This window comes from Gluconobacter roseus NBRC 3990, from assembly GCF_006538885.1.
GTDB lineage: Bacteria > Pseudomonadota > Alphaproteobacteria > Acetobacterales > Acetobacteraceae > Gluconobacter > Gluconobacter roseus.
The window spans coordinates 208,481-224,395 of record NZ_BJLY01000004.1 but is presented as its reverse complement, the minus strand read 5'-3'; the positions used below and the strand labels follow the sequence as shown (position 1 = coordinate 224,395).

The window sequence follows — 15,915 nt, the reverse complement described above, 5'->3', positions numbered from 1 at the left end:
TCCCCTGTTTGTCGTTCCCGAACCGCGGTTCAACGGAGTCGGCCGTGCCAGCTCCTCCCGCGTTCGAAGTGAGGCGGACCCCTAGACCAGTCAGGGCCGTTTCGTCAAGCCTTGCTGGACATTCGCCGACACCTGATCACCGCGCAGATCATTGTCCAGCGGCTTGGCGTGATTATCGATGCCATTGACCGGCTTCGGAGTGCGCAGATTGTTATACTGAAGCGGACCGAACGGATCGATCTGTTTGATACCCGGCAGGTCAGCCGTGCTCCAGCCACCACCCAAGGCACGGACCAGACGCACGGAGGACTGGACCTGCGCCGTCTGCACCTCGACCTCGGCCAGACGCGCCTGAAGCGCATCCTGCTGCGCCACGAGGGCATCAAGATAGTTCGACAGACCGCCAGTATAGAGCGCCATGGTCATGTTCTGCGTCCGCAGCGCGGCTTCCACCGCTTTCTGCTGCTGGTCCTGTGCGATCTTGAACTGCCTTGTCTGCGTCAGACCATCCTCAACGTCCTGAAACGCCGAAAGGACCACGGAGCGGTAGTTGTCCACCATCTCCCGGTACTGCGACCAGGACCGTTGCAGGGCCGCACGCCGTAGGCCACCCGTAAAGGCCGGTTCAACCGCCTGAACCGCAATCTTCCAGAAAGCCCGGGAGATGCTGGCGAGATCGAACCCACCATCCTCGAAGCCGCCCTCGGCGCTGAAGGTGATGTGCGGATAGAAGGCGGCACGTGACACGCCGATCGCACGAGCCGACGCGGCCATCTGGCGCTCAGCGATTGCGATATCCGGACGGCGCTCAAGCAGCGAGGCAGGCAGTCCGGCGTCGATTTTCACGACCCCGAAATGCATCTTCACGTCCTTGACGGGCGCGATATGGAAACCTGCTGGAGCCGTGTTCAGCAGAACTGCGATCGCATGTTCCATGACATTGCGCCGGGCGATCAGATTGCTCTTTCCGGCCTGTGCCGAATAAAGCTGCGTTTCTGCACGCGAGACATCGAGACCCGCACCGATTGACCCCGCCTGACGCAGTTCCGTGATTTCAACCGCGGCATGGAAGTAGCGGATGGAGTCATCATAGACCGCATTCTGCGCATCCAGTCCGCGCAGCGCGATGTAATCCGACGCCAGTTCGGCCTCCAAGCTCAGTCGTGCGAGCGCATACTGGCCCGCCGAAGCCTGTGCGAGGTTTTTCTGCATCCGCGTGGTGTTGCGGATTGAATCCCAGAAATCCGGTTCCCAGGTTGCAGCGCCGCTGTAAGCCTGATTGGATTCATAGACGAGGCTGCTGCTGGTGGCCGTGTTGTTATACAGCCGGCCTACGGAACCCTTGTTGTCGCTCATGTGAGCAGCACCGGTGACCTGCGGATACAGACGGCTTTCCGTCTCGCGGGCCACATCCCGGGCCTGCGTGAAGGCTTCCGCCTGTGCCTGCAGGTCGGGATTGACGGCCAGCATGCGCCTTTCAAGCCCATCAAGGATGGGATCGTTGAACATGGTCCACCAGTCGCTGCGAACAGCACCATCCGCGGGCTGCGCGTTGACCATCAGCCCCTTCCCTTCCCAGCCGTCGGGATAGAGGAATTTCTGGGGATGATATTCCGGCGCCAGATCACATGAAGCCAGCCCGATCGAGAGCACGCCAGCCAGAGCCGTCGTGATTCGCCACCTGGAGCGGTTACGTCTGGAAGAGGCCGGGGTGGCTGGAGATGACTGGGAACATTCCGGTTTCATCAGCGAGATCCGGCCTCCTCAGGGTTTGCATCATGCTGACGGACAGGCTGCTGATCGGCATCCTGCTGCGCCTTGCTCGGCGTGTTGTATCCCGGTGTGGTCGGGACGATCTTGACCTCGTCCCCTTCCAGCAGATCAGCCGTAGGGTTGGCAACCACGCGGTCGTCTTTTGTAATACCGCTGAGCACCTGAACTGTCGTCCCGAAATTGATGCCGACTTTCACGTTCACCAGATGGGCATGGTTGTTGATGACCTTGGCCACCTGCGTCCCTTCAGCCCGGAAGATGATTGCGCCTTCCGGCAGGATCAGGATGTTCGGGTTTCCCGGAGCCGAAATATGGGCCGTGGCATAAGAGTTCGGCCATAGCAGATTGTCGCTGTTATCCAGCGTCAGCTCGGTCGTGACCGTACGGGTCGCGGCATTGAAGGCATTGGCTGTTGCAAGGAATGTCGCCCGGAAGCGGCTTCCCGGATACTGCGGCACCGTCAATTCGGCCTCGATCTTCGGTGAGATGACGCTCGCGAAGTCCTGCGGCACAGAGACGAACACACGCATGCGGTGCACATCGGCGACCGAGAACAGCTCGGAGGCCGTACCGCGTGAATTGAGGTTCCCGCCCCCGGCATTCACGTAATCACCCACGTTCACCAGACGCGACGTCACGATGCCATCGAAAGGCGCGACGATCTTCTTGAAGTCTTCGAGAGCCTGAAAACGGTCCACGTCATGACGCGCGGCTTCGAGTTCGGCTTTCTGTGCAGCAGCGTTGGCGGCCTGCACGTCCACTTCCTGACGGGACACAGCCTGCGTTCCCTTCAGCGCCGTCCAGCGCTGGGTCGTGATCACGGCCAGATTGTAGCGCGCCAGAATGACGTTGTAATGCGCCTTGGCGGCTTCGAACTGGGCATCGATGCTTGGCGTGCTGATTTCCGCCAGAACGTCACCGCGCTTCACATGCGCGCCGTAGTCCTTGTACCACATCTTCACGTAGCCCGAGACCTGCGCGTAGATCGGCGCCTCATACCAGGCGGCCAGGTTGGCCGGCAGATCCACCTGCCGTGTCTTCGGACCCGGCTGCGGCGTGATCAGGGTGACGGGCGGAATGGCCGCATCTTCCGTCGCGCCCGTCAGGGAATGATAATGCGTTCCCCGCTGTACGATGCCCCAGGCGGCCAGCGCGATCGCCAGCAGGACCACCACCAGCAGGATGATCTTGCCCCGCGCTCCGGAGCCCGTGCGTGCCGGATGGTTTGTCGGAGGCACGTGCCCCTGATCCGTAGAATGGCTCACGCGTGGTCTCCTTCAGGCTCAGCAGGACGCCTGTAATGAATAAGGGCAAATACGCAGGGGACGAACAGCAGTGTGGCAACGGTCGCAACCAGCAGGCCACCGATCACCGCCTTGCCCAGCGGGGCATTGTCGGAATTGCTGATGGACATCGGAATCATGCCGATCATCATAGCTAGCGCCGTCATCAGAACCGGGCGGATACGTTCGTACCCCGCTTCCAGTGCCGCTGTGATGGCATCGCCATGATGGTCCATCCGTTCACGGGCGAAGGACACCACAAGGATGGCGTTGGCCGTGGCCGTACCCATGCACATGATCGCGCCCGTCAGCGCTGGCACCGACATGGAGGTATGCGTCAGGAACAGGCTCCACGAGATGCCACCCAGCGCACCCGGCAGGGCCGTAATGATGACGAACGGATCAAGCCAGGACTGAAAGTTCACGACGATGATCAGGTAAACCAGCACGATCGACAGCGCGAGCCCGCCGATCAGCTGCACATAGGCGTCGTTCATCGTCACGGCCTGACCACGAACCACAAGGCTCGAACCATGCGGCAGAAGCTTGCGCTCCTGATCGACAATCCGATTCACCGCCCGTGAGACGGTCCCGAGATCCATGTCTTCCGGCGCGGCATAGATGTCGAAGACCGGCATGATGTTGTAATGCGCGACCTCCGCCGGCGTCCCGGTCTGGACCAGTTCACTCAGACCACCCAGAAGCTGCGGCGTCTGGTTGGTCGGATTGCCGTCTCCCTTGTCGATCGGGAGGATTTCCAGATCGTTCATGGTCTGCAGATAGTTCGCAGGTGTCTGCACGTCGATCAGCTGTGACGTGCCCTGGGCATTCAGGTAATAGGTCTGCCCCACCTGACCACTGCCGGAGAGCGTGACAAGCGCGTTCAGGGCCACATCACGCTCGGTGATGCCTGTTCCCAGCGCAAAGCTTCGACGGTTATTGACCATGATGGTCGGCTGCGTCATCGGCTCCTGAATGGAGACGTCGGCAATGCCCGGAATGTGACGGAGCTTCTTGGCGAGCCTCGTGGCAAATTTGAAGTTTCCGCTCAGATCACGACCGACGACCTGCACGTCGATCGGTGACGGCAGACCGAAGTTCAGGATCTTGGCCGTCAGGTCACCCGGCTGGAACGTAAAGACCGTGCCCGGGAAGTCGTTCGTCAGCCCCTTGCGGAGCGTGCGGCGATATTCCGGGATCGGGCTTTCGGAATTGCGCAGCTGGATGGTGATGTCGCAGTCCTGCGATCCGACGGTCGGAGACGGGATCATTGCCTGGTTCAGCTGACTGAACGGCAGGCCACAGTTATGCACGACATTGACCACCTGTCCCGGCAGCAGACTGCGGATCCGGCGCTCGGCCAGCCCGGCGATCTTGCCGGTTTCTTCCAGCCGGCTTCCGATGGGCGCGCGCATGTGCATCTGCAGCGTCCCTGACTTGATCTCGGGGAAGAAGTCCTGCCCGATGAACAGCAGCAGCGCCATGGACGAGATGGCCGCCAGCAGGAACAGCGTCACGAAACGGCCACGGATCGAGATCAATGTCTCGAGGACGGTCTTGTAATGCTCGCGGAAGCTGGTGAAGCGCGCCTCGAAACCCTGCTGGAAACGTCCGAAAATGCTGAGCTTGCGATTATGCCATTCGGGATCGCGATGCATCCGCACCTGCGCCGCCAGCATCCAGTTCGCCATCGTCGGCACCAGTGTCCGCGACAGGATGAAGGATGCGATCATCGCAAAGATGATGGCTTCGGCCATCGGCATGAACAGCCAGCCGGAAATGCCCGTCAGTTCGAACAGCGGCAGCCATACGATGCAGATACAGGTCGTGGACACGAAGGTCGGAATGACGATCTGGTTCGCCGCATCAATGATGGCGTCCTCAAGGTCTTTGCCGGTCTCAAGATGTGCATCGATGTTCTCGATCATGACGGTCGCATCATCCACGAGAATACCGACGGCCAGCGCCAGACCGCCCAGCGTCATCACGTTGATGGACTGCCCCGCAATGCTCAGCCCGATGATCGAGCACAGCATGGCCAGAGGAATGGACGTCGCCACGATCACGGTCGAGCGCCACGAGCCCAGGAACAGCATGACTGTCAGGCTGGTCAGGATGGCGGCGGTGATCATTTCCCGCACCACGTCCACAACCGATTCCTTCACGAAGCTCGACGCATCGGTCAGGACGTTCATCGTCGTTCCGGCTGGCAGCGTCGCCCCGACCTGCGGCAGGAGCTTCTTGATCCCGCTCACGACAGACAGAGTGGACGCGTCACCGCTCTTGAGGATGACGATCAGCACTGCCTGCTGCCCCTTCACAAGGACAGCGTTGATCTGCGGCGGCCCTCCCCGGTGCACCCAGGCGACATCCCGCAGATAGATCACGGAATTGCCGACCTGCTTGATCGGCATCTTGTTGAACACATCCAGATCAAGGGGCGTGGAGTTGGTCTTCACCATCCAGTCAAGCTGGCCGATCCGCTGGTCACCCGCCGGAAGAACGATGTTCTGCAGGTTCAGTGCGGAGGCCACGTCCTCAGGCGACAGCCTGTGCGCGAGAAGCTTGATCGGATCAATATCCACCATGATGTCCGGCGCAAGACCACCATAGGGATTGGGAATGGCCGCCCCGGGCACGGAAATCAGCTCCGGCCGTATCAGGTTGGACGCCATGTTGTAGATTTCCGACCCGGACATGGTCGGATTGTTGACCTGCAGCGTCAGAACCGGAACGGAAGACGCATCCATCGCCAGAATCAGCGGCGGCGTTGAACCGTTCGGCAGCTGCTTGATGACCGTCTGGGACACCGACGTAATCTGCGTCTGTGCAACAGCCGTATTGGTCCCCGGCTGGAAGAACACCTTCACGATGCCACGCCCGTAATAGGACGAGCTCTCGATATGCTCGATGTTGCTAACCGTCGCCGTCAGTGACCGTTCGTAATAGTAAACGATACGGCCCGACATATCCTCCGGCATCAGACCCGTATAGGACCAGATGACCGCCACGATCGGAATCTTGATGGACGGGAACACGTCCGTCGGCGTGGAAACAATGGCCCTGACGCCGAAAATCAGGATCATGATCGACAGGACGACGAAGGTATAAGGCCGCTTCAGTGCGGTAACAACGATGGCATTCATGCGGTCAGACTACCCCTGCGGGCTCTTCCTGGTCCGGTCATTCTCAACGGGTGTCCCCTTGCAAATTGATCCGAGTCATATCCATCGGGACTCAGACGACAAGGAAAATTCTGTTTAAATATCAAGACACGCGGCAAACATTGACACAGTAAGACACATTACACCCACACCTCAGACAGATGCGGGTGCCGCGAAATGAATGGTAAAAACCGCTCCGGGCAACGCGTCGCCGGGTCGGGCCGCCACAATATCAACGGTCGCGCCATGCAGTCGCAGGATGGCAGATACCAGGCTCAGACCCAGCCCGCTCCCCGGAACATGGCGGCTTTTGTCCGAACGATAGAAGCGCCCCATGACAGCCTTGCGTTCGTCTTCCGCAATCCCGATCCCCGTATCCGCGACCCGCAGCCAGCATGCGCCATCAGCCCCCTGTCCGGCACTGAGTTTGACCGTTCCGGGAGCCGGGGTAAATTTGATCGCATTATCCACAAGATTGGCCAGAACCTCGTTCAGCAGATCCTTATCCCCGAACAACGGCACAGGTTCTGACGAGTCCGCCATCTGAAGCGTCACGCCTTCCGTTTCAGCAATAGGCTCATACAGATCCACGACACCGACAAGCAGTTCGCGCAGATCCATCATCGCAAAACCCGCCCGGCGGCGACCGTTCTCAATTTCGCCGATCCGCAGCAGGGCTGTGATGACGGAAAAACACTGCTCCAGATCCAATGTCGCCCGCTCGATCGCACCCTGAAGCGCGGCCGGATCATTTGTAATGGCCGAAACACGCTCCAACCGGGCCTTCACGCGTGCCAGAGGGGTCCGCAGATCATGGGCGATGTCATTGCCCACATCCCGGATCTCATCGAGCAGATGTTCCAGCCGGTCCAGCATCCGGTTGACCGAGACCGCAAGCCGCTCGATATCGTCGCGCTCCCGACCGGTCGGCAGGCGCTCGTGCAGATCGCCATCCATGATGCGGTCAATCGCCTCATGCATGTCCTTGATCCGCCCCAGCGCACGATGGCTCAGGAAAATCCCGGCCATCAGAGCAAACGCCACGACCGGGACGACAGACATCAATGCCGCACGCTTGGTGATGTAGCGCAGTTCATTCGCCATGTGCAGCGAACGGGCCAGAACGAGAATACGGTCGCGGTTGCCGTTCGTCCCCTCGACCTCGACGGCCAGATACCGCATTTCGTAGGGCGTATCCCCCGGCGGCGCATCCCACAGACGCTGCGTCCTGGGCGAGACCTCAAGCCCGACCGGCCATTTCTTGATGTCACCCGCAATCCGGTTGCGGCTCATGTCGAACAGGGCTGCCCCGTTGAGGATCACGCGCAGATCGGTCTTGCTGCGCTCGCGAACTTCATATTCAAGCTGGGCCGGCGTTTCATGAACCAGCAGCGCCGCCTCACGCTGGAGCAGATCGGTCGAGCGCTGCTGCTCGTATCCGCTCATCTGGCCGTAAACGAGCCCGAACTGCAGCGCCATTCCCGCGATGATCGCCACAACAAAGGCCAGTGTCAGCCGGAACGTAGCCGTCCGGAAAAGATCAGCCCGGAAGAGTTCGGAAAGGCGCAGGTCAGCCCGGGACACGCAGACTGAACCCGGCACCGCGTATGCTGTGAATGAGCGGCGCCTCACCGGGCACGTCGATCTTGCGACGCAGTTTCCCGATATGGACATCGACCAGGTTCGTCTGCGGAACAAACCGGTAATTCCACACATCTTCAAGCAGCATGGTGCGCGTCAGTACGGTGTCGGGGCGGCGCATCATGTATTCCAGCAGGCGGAACTCGCGCGGCAGGAGATCGATTTCCTGCCCGTTACGGAACACCCTGCGCTCGATCAGATCCATTTCAAGTGGGCCAACCCGCAGCATCGTCACGCGGCTGTCTGTCGGACGCCGCAGAAGTGCTTCCAGACGGGCCGCAAGTTCTTCCATGGCAAAGGGCTTGGTCAGATAGTCGTCTCCGCCCGCCTTGAGGCCGCTCACCCGGTCATCCACCGCCGAAAGCGCGGAGAGCACCAGAACGGGAATGTTGATCCGCTGGGCCCGGACGCTCTCGATAACGGTCAGCCCGTCCAGTTCCGGCAGCATGCGGTCCACGATCATCAGATCGAACTGCCCGGCACAGGCATGGTCCAGCCCTTCAACGCCCGTTGCAGCGCGCGTCACGTCATAGCCGCGCGTCGTCAACTCCTCGGCGACCTCGGCCGCAATGCTGTCGTCATCCTCGATCAGCAGAAGCCGGGGAGAGGGTTCGGGAAGGCGCTCAGGCGCCCCGGATTCATGTGCGGACGTCATGTTCATGATCTTCACATGGGGCAGCGTCCCATGTCATCCAATTAAAATCGCTCTTAAAGGCGCCGAGCCTCAGGACAGGGACGTCTCGTCCAGCGCCTCTTCCATTTCATCCGCCGTGCCGTCCAGAGCCCGCAGCCTTCGCCCAAGTACGCGGGTGCGACGCCGGGCCTCCTCGATCGTGTTGCCCATCGTCCCCGCACTGCGGTGCAGCTTTTCCAGAACCTGATCCATCCGAAGCATTTCCTGCCGCGTCGCCCCCAGAAGCCCCGCGATCGCCTCCGTCCGCTCTTCGAGCGTCAGCGTGACATATCCCAGATGCACCGTCCGCAGCATCGCGGGCAGCAGTGACGGCCCCATCACCATCACCCGATACAGCCGCCCGATCTCGTCAATCACGCCCGGCATCCGGGCGATTTCGGCATAAAGCCCGTCCGTCGGCAGATAGAGTACGGCAAATTCGACCGTCACCGGCGGCAGGATATATTTGGACGCGATTTTCTTCGCCTCGAACCGGATGACATTTTCAAGCTCCCGCCGGGCCTGCCGTTCGGCCAGCGCGTCTCCCGCTTCCGAAGCATTCAGCAGACGTTCATAGGCTTCGGTCGGGAACTTGCTGTCGATCGCGAGGCGTGGCGGCGTCTCCGTACCCCGCACCGGCATCTTCACGGCGAACTCAACGTTCTCGCCTGCCGTCCCAAGACGGAAATTCGTGTCATAACTGCCTTCGGGGAGAATATCGTCCAGAATGGCCCGGCACTGCGCCTCGCCCCAGCCACCGCGCGTCTTCACGTTCGAAAACAGCCGCTTCAGATCGCCGATCTGCGCCGTCACACTCGTGACTTCGCCCAAGGCCTTCTGCATGGCGCTGAACTGCTCCACCACGCGCTGGAAGCTGGTCTGCATCTGCTTTTCGACAGCGCCATGAAGCTGTTCGTTCACGGTCGCACGGATCCGTTCGATCTGCTCGTTCTGGCTCTGCGCCATTTCGCGCAGCGCATCAGATAGCAGGAGCCGCCCTTCCGCCTGATCCTGCCCCAGATTACGCGCCAGCGTGCTCAGACGCTCGCTGGTTTCCAGCCGGAACTGGTTCAGCCGCCCCGACAACACCCGCTCCACTTCCGACAGATGCGCCCGGTGATATTCGACGTCCTGCGCCCGTTCCTGAGCCTCGCGCTCAAGCAGACGCTCGAACCGGCCACTGCCATTGCCGCCCCGCAGGACAGCAACAAGCGCAACCAGCAGCCCTACCGCTGCCACGATCCAGGGAAGAAACTGCGCCATTCCGGAAAAACCCTCCTGCATGGCGCAGTCCTACCCCGTCAGTCCGTGACGGCCAATGCCAGTCGTCTTACGGCTGATGAATATTGCCGTAAGACGCAGCACCCAGTCCCGGGCACGAGCACGGCGCCCCCAGCGGAACCTGCGTCGGCATCTTGCAGGTGTAGATCCCGGCTTTGCAGGTATAGCCATACCCCGCGATGGGCGTGCCCGGCGCAACCGGACCGGACGCCGCCGTGCCGACACAGGCGCCAAGCCCCAGAAAGGACAGACCGGCAGCAGCACGCAGAACATGACGGAAAACGGAACGAGACATTTCGATGTGTCCTTGATCAGCCAGTTTCAGAAAACCGGAATTGGAGAAGCGGAAACGGATCGCCGCCGCACCGGTTGCCGCGTGATCGGATGCGAGAATGGCAATCCTGTGGCAGAGCGCGCCTAGCGGTGCCCGGCAGCAGCCTGTCCTGCCGCAACACCACTCGCCCAGGCCCACTGGAAATTGTGCCCGCCCAGCCAGCCTGTCACATCCACGGCCTCACCGATCGCATACAGCCCCGGAATGTCACGGGCCTCCAGCGTCTGGGACGACAGGTCTCGCGTATCAATGCCGCCGCGCATGACTTCCGCCTTGGCGTAACCTTCCGTCCCGGCCGGACGAAGCTGCCAGTTCGACACACGCTCGGCCAGCGCCCTGATTGCACGATCCGGCTGGTTCGCCAGCATCGTGTCCCCGAGCCCGGCGGCCAGAACACGCGCCAGCCGCTGGGGCAGTGCTTCCAGCAGACTCGGCGGCAGGGCTTTCGGCCTGTCTTTTTTGACCTTCAGCAGCACATTGAGCGCGTTCTGCCCCGGCAGCAGATCAATTTGCGCCGCTTCACCATTTTCAAGATAGGATGAGATCTGAAGGATCGCCGGGCCGGATACGCCACGATGCGTGAAGACCATTCCGTCCTCGAACCGCGGCCCCTTCTTGCCCACGCGCGCCACGATCGGCAGCGACACACCAGCAAGCTCCGGATCGGCGTCCGCCAGAACCAGCGGCACGAGCGCAGGTGCCGGCGGCACAATCCTCAGACCGAATTTCCGCGCCAACCGGAGCGACAGATCCGATGCTCCAAGCTTGGGAATGGACAGCCCGCCCGTCGCGAGAATCACCGCCCCGGTCCGGATCTCGCCCCCATCCGTGACGACGATGAAGCCGTGCTCCGCCTGCCGCACATCCAGAATGCGGGTCTGCATCCGCAACTCACACCCGGCGGTCCGGCATTCCGACACCAGCATGTCCACGATCTGCCCGGCCGAGCCGTCGCAGAAGAGTTGACCCCGCGCCTTCTCATGCCAGGCAATGCCGTAGCGGTTCACCAGCTTGAGAAAATCCTGCGGCGTGTATCGCGCCAGTGCAGAACGCGCGAAATGGCGGTTCTGCGAGATGAAACAGTTGGGGCCGGTCTCAAGATGCGTAAAATTGCACCGGCCACCGCCCGAAATCAGGATCTTGCGGCCCGGCTCCGGACCGTGGTCCAGAACAAGGACCCGCGCCCCGTTCTGACCGGCTGTCGCCGCAGCCATCAGCCCCGCTGCACCGGCTCCGAGCACAATCACATCGGGGTTCATCATGGCGGCTCTCAGAAATCCAGATTGGCGTAATGCGCCGGCGGCGTGATGCCACTGACCTTGTCAGACAGCAGCCCCCGGAAACAGGGCCTCGATTTCACCCGGGCATACCAGTCCTTCGCCGCAGGTGCCTTGGACCAGTTCACGTCCCCGATGAAATCCAGCGCCGACAGATGAGCCGCGGCCGCGAAATCCGCGAGCGACAATGCAGGCCCCGCAAGCCAGGACCGCGTCTCTGCCAGCCAGCCGATATAATCAAGGTGAAAGCGCATGTTCGCATAGCCGGCTCGCAGCGCATTGCCATCAGGATGCCCGCGTCCGAACTGGCGCTTGTCCACCTTTTCGCCAAGGAGATTGCGGGTAACCTCCTGCGCAAAGCGGGTCTCGAACCAGTCCACGAGCCGCCGCGTCTCGACGCGCTCGGCCAGAGTGCGTCCCAGAAGCGGTGTATCGGGATAGGCGTCATCCAGATATTCGCAGATGACACGCCCGCCCGGTACGGCCAGACCGTTTTCCTCAACCAGCACAGGCACCTCGCCTGCGGGATTGAGATGCAGAAATTCCTCACGCTGCTCCCAGACCCGTTCAATCACGGGTTCGAACGGGAGTCGCTTCTCGCTGAGGGCGAGCCTCACAAGACGGCATTGCGGAGAAAGTGGAAGGTGATGCAGGATACGCATTGCCACTTTCTAAGTCAGCCGATACCCGCTCACAAGAGCCTCACCGACTGCCCGACACAGGTCCGACGATTTTCACGATGCCCGATCCCGTTTCCACTGCCTCTTCACACGCCCCCATGCGCATCCGTGCACGCGGCCGCTCCTTTCTGGCGCTTGTCCTGTCGCCCGAGGCGCCCCTCCCCCTCTGGCTGGAAGGCCTCGACTACCAGATCGCCCGCTCTGGCGGCCTCTTCACCGGAAAGCCCGTCATCCTCGACCTCGGCCTCCTCAACGAAACCACGCCGGGTCTGGCGACGCTGCTGGATGATATTCGCCGCCGTGGTGTCCGGATCATCGGCATCGAAGGCGGAAGCCGGCACTGGCCGGCAGTTGCGCACTGGGACTGGCCGGAAACACTGGATGGCGGCCGTCCGGCGGGAGAAGTCGAGATCCCGGAAGATCCCGCCGTCAGTGCAGCAGGCCCGGTTTCGGGGGGGGGGACGCTGATCATCGACCAGCATGTCCGTTCAGGTCAGAGCATCCAGCACATGCAGGGCGATGTAATTATTCTTGGATCCGTCTCGTCTGGCGCGGAAATCGTGGCCGCAGGGTCCATCCATGTGTACGGAACATTGCGCGGCCGGGCGATCGCCGGGGTGGGCGGACAGTCCCAGAGCCGCATTTTCGCAAGCCGGATGCTGGCTGAACTGCTGGCCCTTGACGGGTATTATGCCGTCACGGAAGACATCGATCCTGCCATCCTTGGACAGGCCGCACAGGCGGCGCTGGACGAGGACCGGGTCCGTGTCCTGCCCCTGCCGGCTTAACCTGAACCGTAAATTGGGCATCACTGCCACGAAAGCACCCCTATTCGCCGGTTGCCGCGGGGCATAAAACTTTCATACAATGAGAAAACCGGTTGCGGTCCTTCGTTACAGGCAACCGCAGACCGCAAAGACGTTATTTTGGAGTATTCATGGCCAAGGTTCTGGTTGTCACTTCCGGCAAGGGTGGCGTCGGCAAGACGACATCGACCGCCGCGCTCGGCGCCGCTCTCGCTCAGAGCGGGCAGAATGTGGTGGTGGTTGATTTCGATGTCGGCCTTCGGAACCTTGACCTGGTCATGGGCGCTGAGCGCCGGGTCGTGTTCGATCTGATCAATGTCGTGCAGGGCGATGCCCGCCTGTCGCAGGCCCTGATCCGCGACAAGCGCTGCGAAACGCTCTCCATCCTCCCGGCATCCCAGACCCGTGACAAGGACGCGCTGACGTCCGAGGGCGTTGCCCGCGTCATGGACGAGCTTCGCGAGAAGTTCGACTGGGTAATCTGCGACAGCCCGGCTGGTATCGAGCGTGGCGCGCAGCTCGCCATGTATCACGCCGACATGGCCGTGATCGTGACCAATCCCGAAGTCAGCTCGGTGCGTGACTCCGACCGGATCATCGGTCTGCTCGACAGCAAGACCCAGAAGGCCGAACAGGGCGAGAAGGTCGAAAAGCACCTGCTCCTGACGCGCTATGACCCTGCCCGTGCCGCCCGCAAGGAAATGCTGAGCGTCGAGGACGTTCTCGAGATCCTCTCCATTCCGCTGCTTGGCATCGTTCCGGAAAGCGAGGATGTGCTGAAGTCCTCCAACGTCGGTGCACCCGTGACGCTCGCTGCGCCCACGAGCCTTCCTGCCCGCGCCTATTTCGAAGCAGCCCGTCGCCTGAGCGGCGAGAAGCTCGAGGTCTCGGTTCCAGTCGAGAAACGCGGTTTCTTTGACTGGCTCTTCAAGAGGGACGCATGAGTTCATGAGTTTTCTCTCAAACATCTTCGCCCGGCGGCAGCAGTCCAGCAGCGTCGCCAAGGACCGTCTGCAGATCCTGCTCGCGCATGAGCGCGGTGCGGGTGAGGCCGGTGAGTCTGATCTGATCCGCCAGCTTCACAAGGAGATCATGGAAGTGATCGCCCGTCATGTCGCCGTTGATCAGGACAAGGTCCAGATCAAGGTCGATCGTGGCAGCGGCTGCTCCATGCTCGAAATTGACGTCGAGGTTCCTCAGGAACTCAGCGGCAAGCGGGGATCCTGATCCGGATTCTTCCCGGATAGATCCTGCCCCAGACACACCGGGTGCGGCCCTGATGCCGCATCTGCAAGAGACGGAACAATACGGATGAGTGGCTTTCTTGGAAACATCATGAATCAGGCCGTCGGCGCAATTGGCGGACAGCTTGGCGAAAAATTCGGTGGCAGCATCGGCGACTTCCTCAAGGGAGACGGCCTGAACATGCTTCTCAGCCAGGCGCAGAATGCTGGTCTGACCGACAAGATCCATTCCTGGATCGGCAATGGCGAGAACCTGCCCATCACCACCGATGAACTGCGCAGCCTCCTGACGGATCAGCAGATCCAGATGATCGTCAGCAAGACGGGTCTACCCGCCGGAACGATCCTGCCGGCACTGGCACAGCTTCTCCCCGCCGCAGTGGGCAAGCACACGCCGGACGGTCAGGCACCTTCTACGACAGCCTGAAACCAGACGGCGACCAACAAATAGTAAAAAGCCCCGGTGGACCGATCCACCGGGGTTTTTTCGTATCTAAGGTCAGGTTTTCTGCCCCTGCGGCAAAGCATTGTAAGGCTGCGGTTGTTCGATCGGAAAACGGATCAGAAGATAGGGCGTGACCCTGCGATCGGTCCCTTCATTGAATGACGCAAGGCGGTTCCACTGCCCGAACGTACAATAGACATGATCCGCGGTCGCAAAGATCCCGTCCGGGGACAGGGCGCGGGGATCGCGGAGCATCATTTTGAAAGATCCATCCTGATCGCGCCGCAGGATGCAGTCATGCTCGTAATTCGTCGTATAAAGCCGGTCCTGATCATCCAGAGCCAGACCGTCCGCAACCCCCTTCTCACCTTCGTCGCGGATCGCGGGCGCCAGAACTGCATCATCCGAAGACGGATCGGCCAGAAGATCGACCGGCAGGCTGTAGAGCCGCCGACTGGTCAGGGGTGAGAAATACAGACGTTTTTCGTCCTTTGTCAGGGCAATGCCATCGACCCCGCCGGAGACGAGTTGCGGATGACCGGGGATGTAGCGGCGGGGCTCCCCTTCCACGATCGCCAAAAAGCCGGCCTCCGGCAGGATCGCGGGATGTGTTGTCAGAACCCGGCGCGCCTGCTGGGTTGCCACATCGACGATCACCAGTCCGGGCTTCGTCCCGAATGAAGAGTCCGTCACGAAGACCGTTCCCTGCGCGCCATGCGAGAGGGAAACCCGCAGGTCGTTCATGTGACTGTCCGGCAGGAGCACAGGCGCCTTGAGAATAATCTTATGCGCAACCCGGTTCGTCACCGGGTCGATACAGACGATTTTCGCCGCTCCCGGCTGCAACGGATGGCCGGCGCGCTTTCCGTCATCAATGACCCAGAGACGACCCTGACGATCCATCGTCATGCCATGAACGGAGACAAGGCACTCTGCCGGAACCTCTGCGGGCAGGCTCATAGCCGCGGAGGGATAAGGCACAACCTTTCCATCCACCAGTTCCCCCAGCGTCGCGCCCTTATGGTCCACGGCATGGCGCGGGAAGCCGACAAAGGTCCGGCCATCTGGCAGAACCACGATCCCCGACGGGCCGGGTCCGTCAAACCTGGCCACAATGTCGAGTTCGCCTAAGGGGCCTGTTCCGTTATCCTCGTTTCCGGCGGCATAGGCCTGAGTGCCCGGCAGGGCCACCGAGACTGCAAGAGACGCTGGGGCTGCCGAAGCGGCCCGCAGGAAATGACGTCGCTTCATGCACGAACTCCCGTAATCCATTTACAAGACAAACCATTTCCATAACGCCCGATCCGTGTGAAG

Annotated in this window: 13 protein-coding genes and 1 pseudogene; 4 read left to right on the top strand and 10 right to left on the bottom strand. The window is 61.3% G+C overall.

The features are described from left to right. Positions 1-90: 90 nt before the first annotated feature. From GRO01_RS11030 to fzlA, 9 genes are all read right to left on the bottom strand, one after another. Positions 91-1,746, bottom strand: coding sequence for an efflux transporter outer membrane subunit (locus GRO01_RS11030; RefSeq protein ID WP_083541370.1), 1,656 nt, complete (start codon positions 1,744-1,746; stop codon positions 91-93). Then, positions 1,746-3,038 carry an efflux RND transporter periplasmic adaptor subunit gene (locus GRO01_RS11025; protein ID WP_174787440.1) on the bottom strand — a complete coding sequence of 431 codons (1,293 nt, stop codon included), beginning with the start codon at positions 3,036-3,038 and terminating at the stop codon, positions 1,746-1,748. The genes GRO01_RS11030 and GRO01_RS11025 overlap by 1 nt, the downstream gene beginning before the upstream one ends. Then, the gene (locus GRO01_RS11020) at positions 3,035-6,202 is read right to left on the bottom strand and encodes an efflux RND transporter permease subunit (RefSeq protein WP_062509669.1); all 3,168 of its coding nucleotides are present in this window, start codon (positions 6,200-6,202) and stop codon (positions 3,035-3,037) included. Before GRO01_RS11020 ends, GRO01_RS11025 begins: the two co-directional genes overlap by 4 nt. A gap of 171 nt (positions 6,203-6,373) precedes the next feature. Next, positions 6,374-7,804, bottom strand: coding sequence for a sensor histidine kinase (locus GRO01_RS11015; protein ID WP_083541371.1), 1,431 nt, complete (start codon positions 7,802-7,804; stop codon positions 6,374-6,376). After that, complete coding sequence (locus tag GRO01_RS11010) at positions 7,791-8,522, bottom strand: response regulator transcription factor (RefSeq protein WP_062509843.1); 732 nt, start codon at positions 8,520-8,522, stop codon at positions 7,791-7,793. The genes GRO01_RS11015 and GRO01_RS11010 overlap by 14 nt, the downstream gene beginning before the upstream one ends. A 63-nt stretch (positions 8,523-8,585) precedes the next feature. Beyond that, positions 8,586-9,818 carry a DNA recombination protein RmuC gene (locus tag GRO01_RS11005; protein WP_062509670.1) on the bottom strand — a complete coding sequence of 411 codons (1,233 nt, stop codon included), beginning with the start codon at positions 9,816-9,818 and terminating at the stop codon, positions 8,586-8,588. Positions 9,819-9,864: 46 nt separating this feature from the next. Further along, a complete protein-coding gene (locus GRO01_RS11000; RefSeq protein ID WP_024717246.1) occupies positions 9,865-10,110 on the bottom strand; it encodes a hypothetical protein in 246 nt (81 codons plus the stop codon). Positions 10,111-10,232: 122 nt separating this feature from the next. Then, positions 10,233-11,408: a BaiN/RdsA family NAD(P)/FAD-dependent oxidoreductase gene (locus tag GRO01_RS10995; RefSeq protein ID WP_062509850.1), complete on the bottom strand. Its 1,176-nt coding sequence runs from the start codon at positions 11,406-11,408 to the stop codon at positions 10,233-10,235. A gap of 11 nt (positions 11,409-11,419) precedes the next feature. Beyond that, the gene (fzlA, locus tag GRO01_RS10990; RefSeq protein WP_062509671.1) at positions 11,420-12,088 is read right to left on the bottom strand and encodes an FtsZ-binding protein FzlA; all 669 of its coding nucleotides are present in this window, start codon (positions 12,086-12,088) and stop codon (positions 11,420-11,422) included. A 77-nt stretch (positions 12,089-12,165) separates the two neighbouring features. On the opposite strand from fzlA, the gene minC reads away from it, so the two are divergent. The 4 genes and pseudogenes from minC to GRO01_RS10970 all read left to right on the top strand — a co-directional run. Next, positions 12,166-12,894 (top strand): septum site-determining protein MinC, encoded by a 729-nt coding sequence (minC, locus tag GRO01_RS10985; protein ID WP_062509673.1) that lies wholly within the window; start codon positions 12,166-12,168, stop codon positions 12,892-12,894. A gap of 149 nt (positions 12,895-13,043) precedes the next feature. Then, positions 13,044-13,856 carry a septum site-determining protein MinD gene (gene minD, locus GRO01_RS10980; protein ID WP_041110869.1) on the top strand — a complete coding sequence of 271 codons (813 nt, stop codon included), beginning with the start codon at positions 13,044-13,046 and terminating at the stop codon, positions 13,854-13,856. Positions 13,857-13,860: 4 nt separating this feature from the next. Continuing rightward, on the top strand, positions 13,861-14,139 hold the full coding sequence (minE, locus tag GRO01_RS10975; RefSeq protein WP_011251986.1) for a cell division topological specificity factor MinE: 279 nt from the start codon (positions 13,861-13,863) through the stop codon (positions 14,137-14,139). A 60-nt stretch (positions 14,140-14,199) separates the two neighbouring features. Next, a pseudogene (locus GRO01_RS10970) lies at positions 14,200-14,583 on the top strand (YidB family protein); the annotation flags it as partial. A 72-nt stretch (positions 14,584-14,655) separates the two neighbouring features. Here the strand turns inward: GRO01_RS10970 and GRO01_RS10965 are convergent. Then, positions 14,656-15,852, bottom strand: a complete 1,197-nt coding sequence (locus GRO01_RS10965) for an SMP-30/gluconolactonase/LRE family protein (RefSeq protein ID WP_062509677.1) — start codon at positions 15,850-15,852, stop codon at positions 14,656-14,658. Positions 15,853-15,915: the final 63 nt, after the last annotated feature.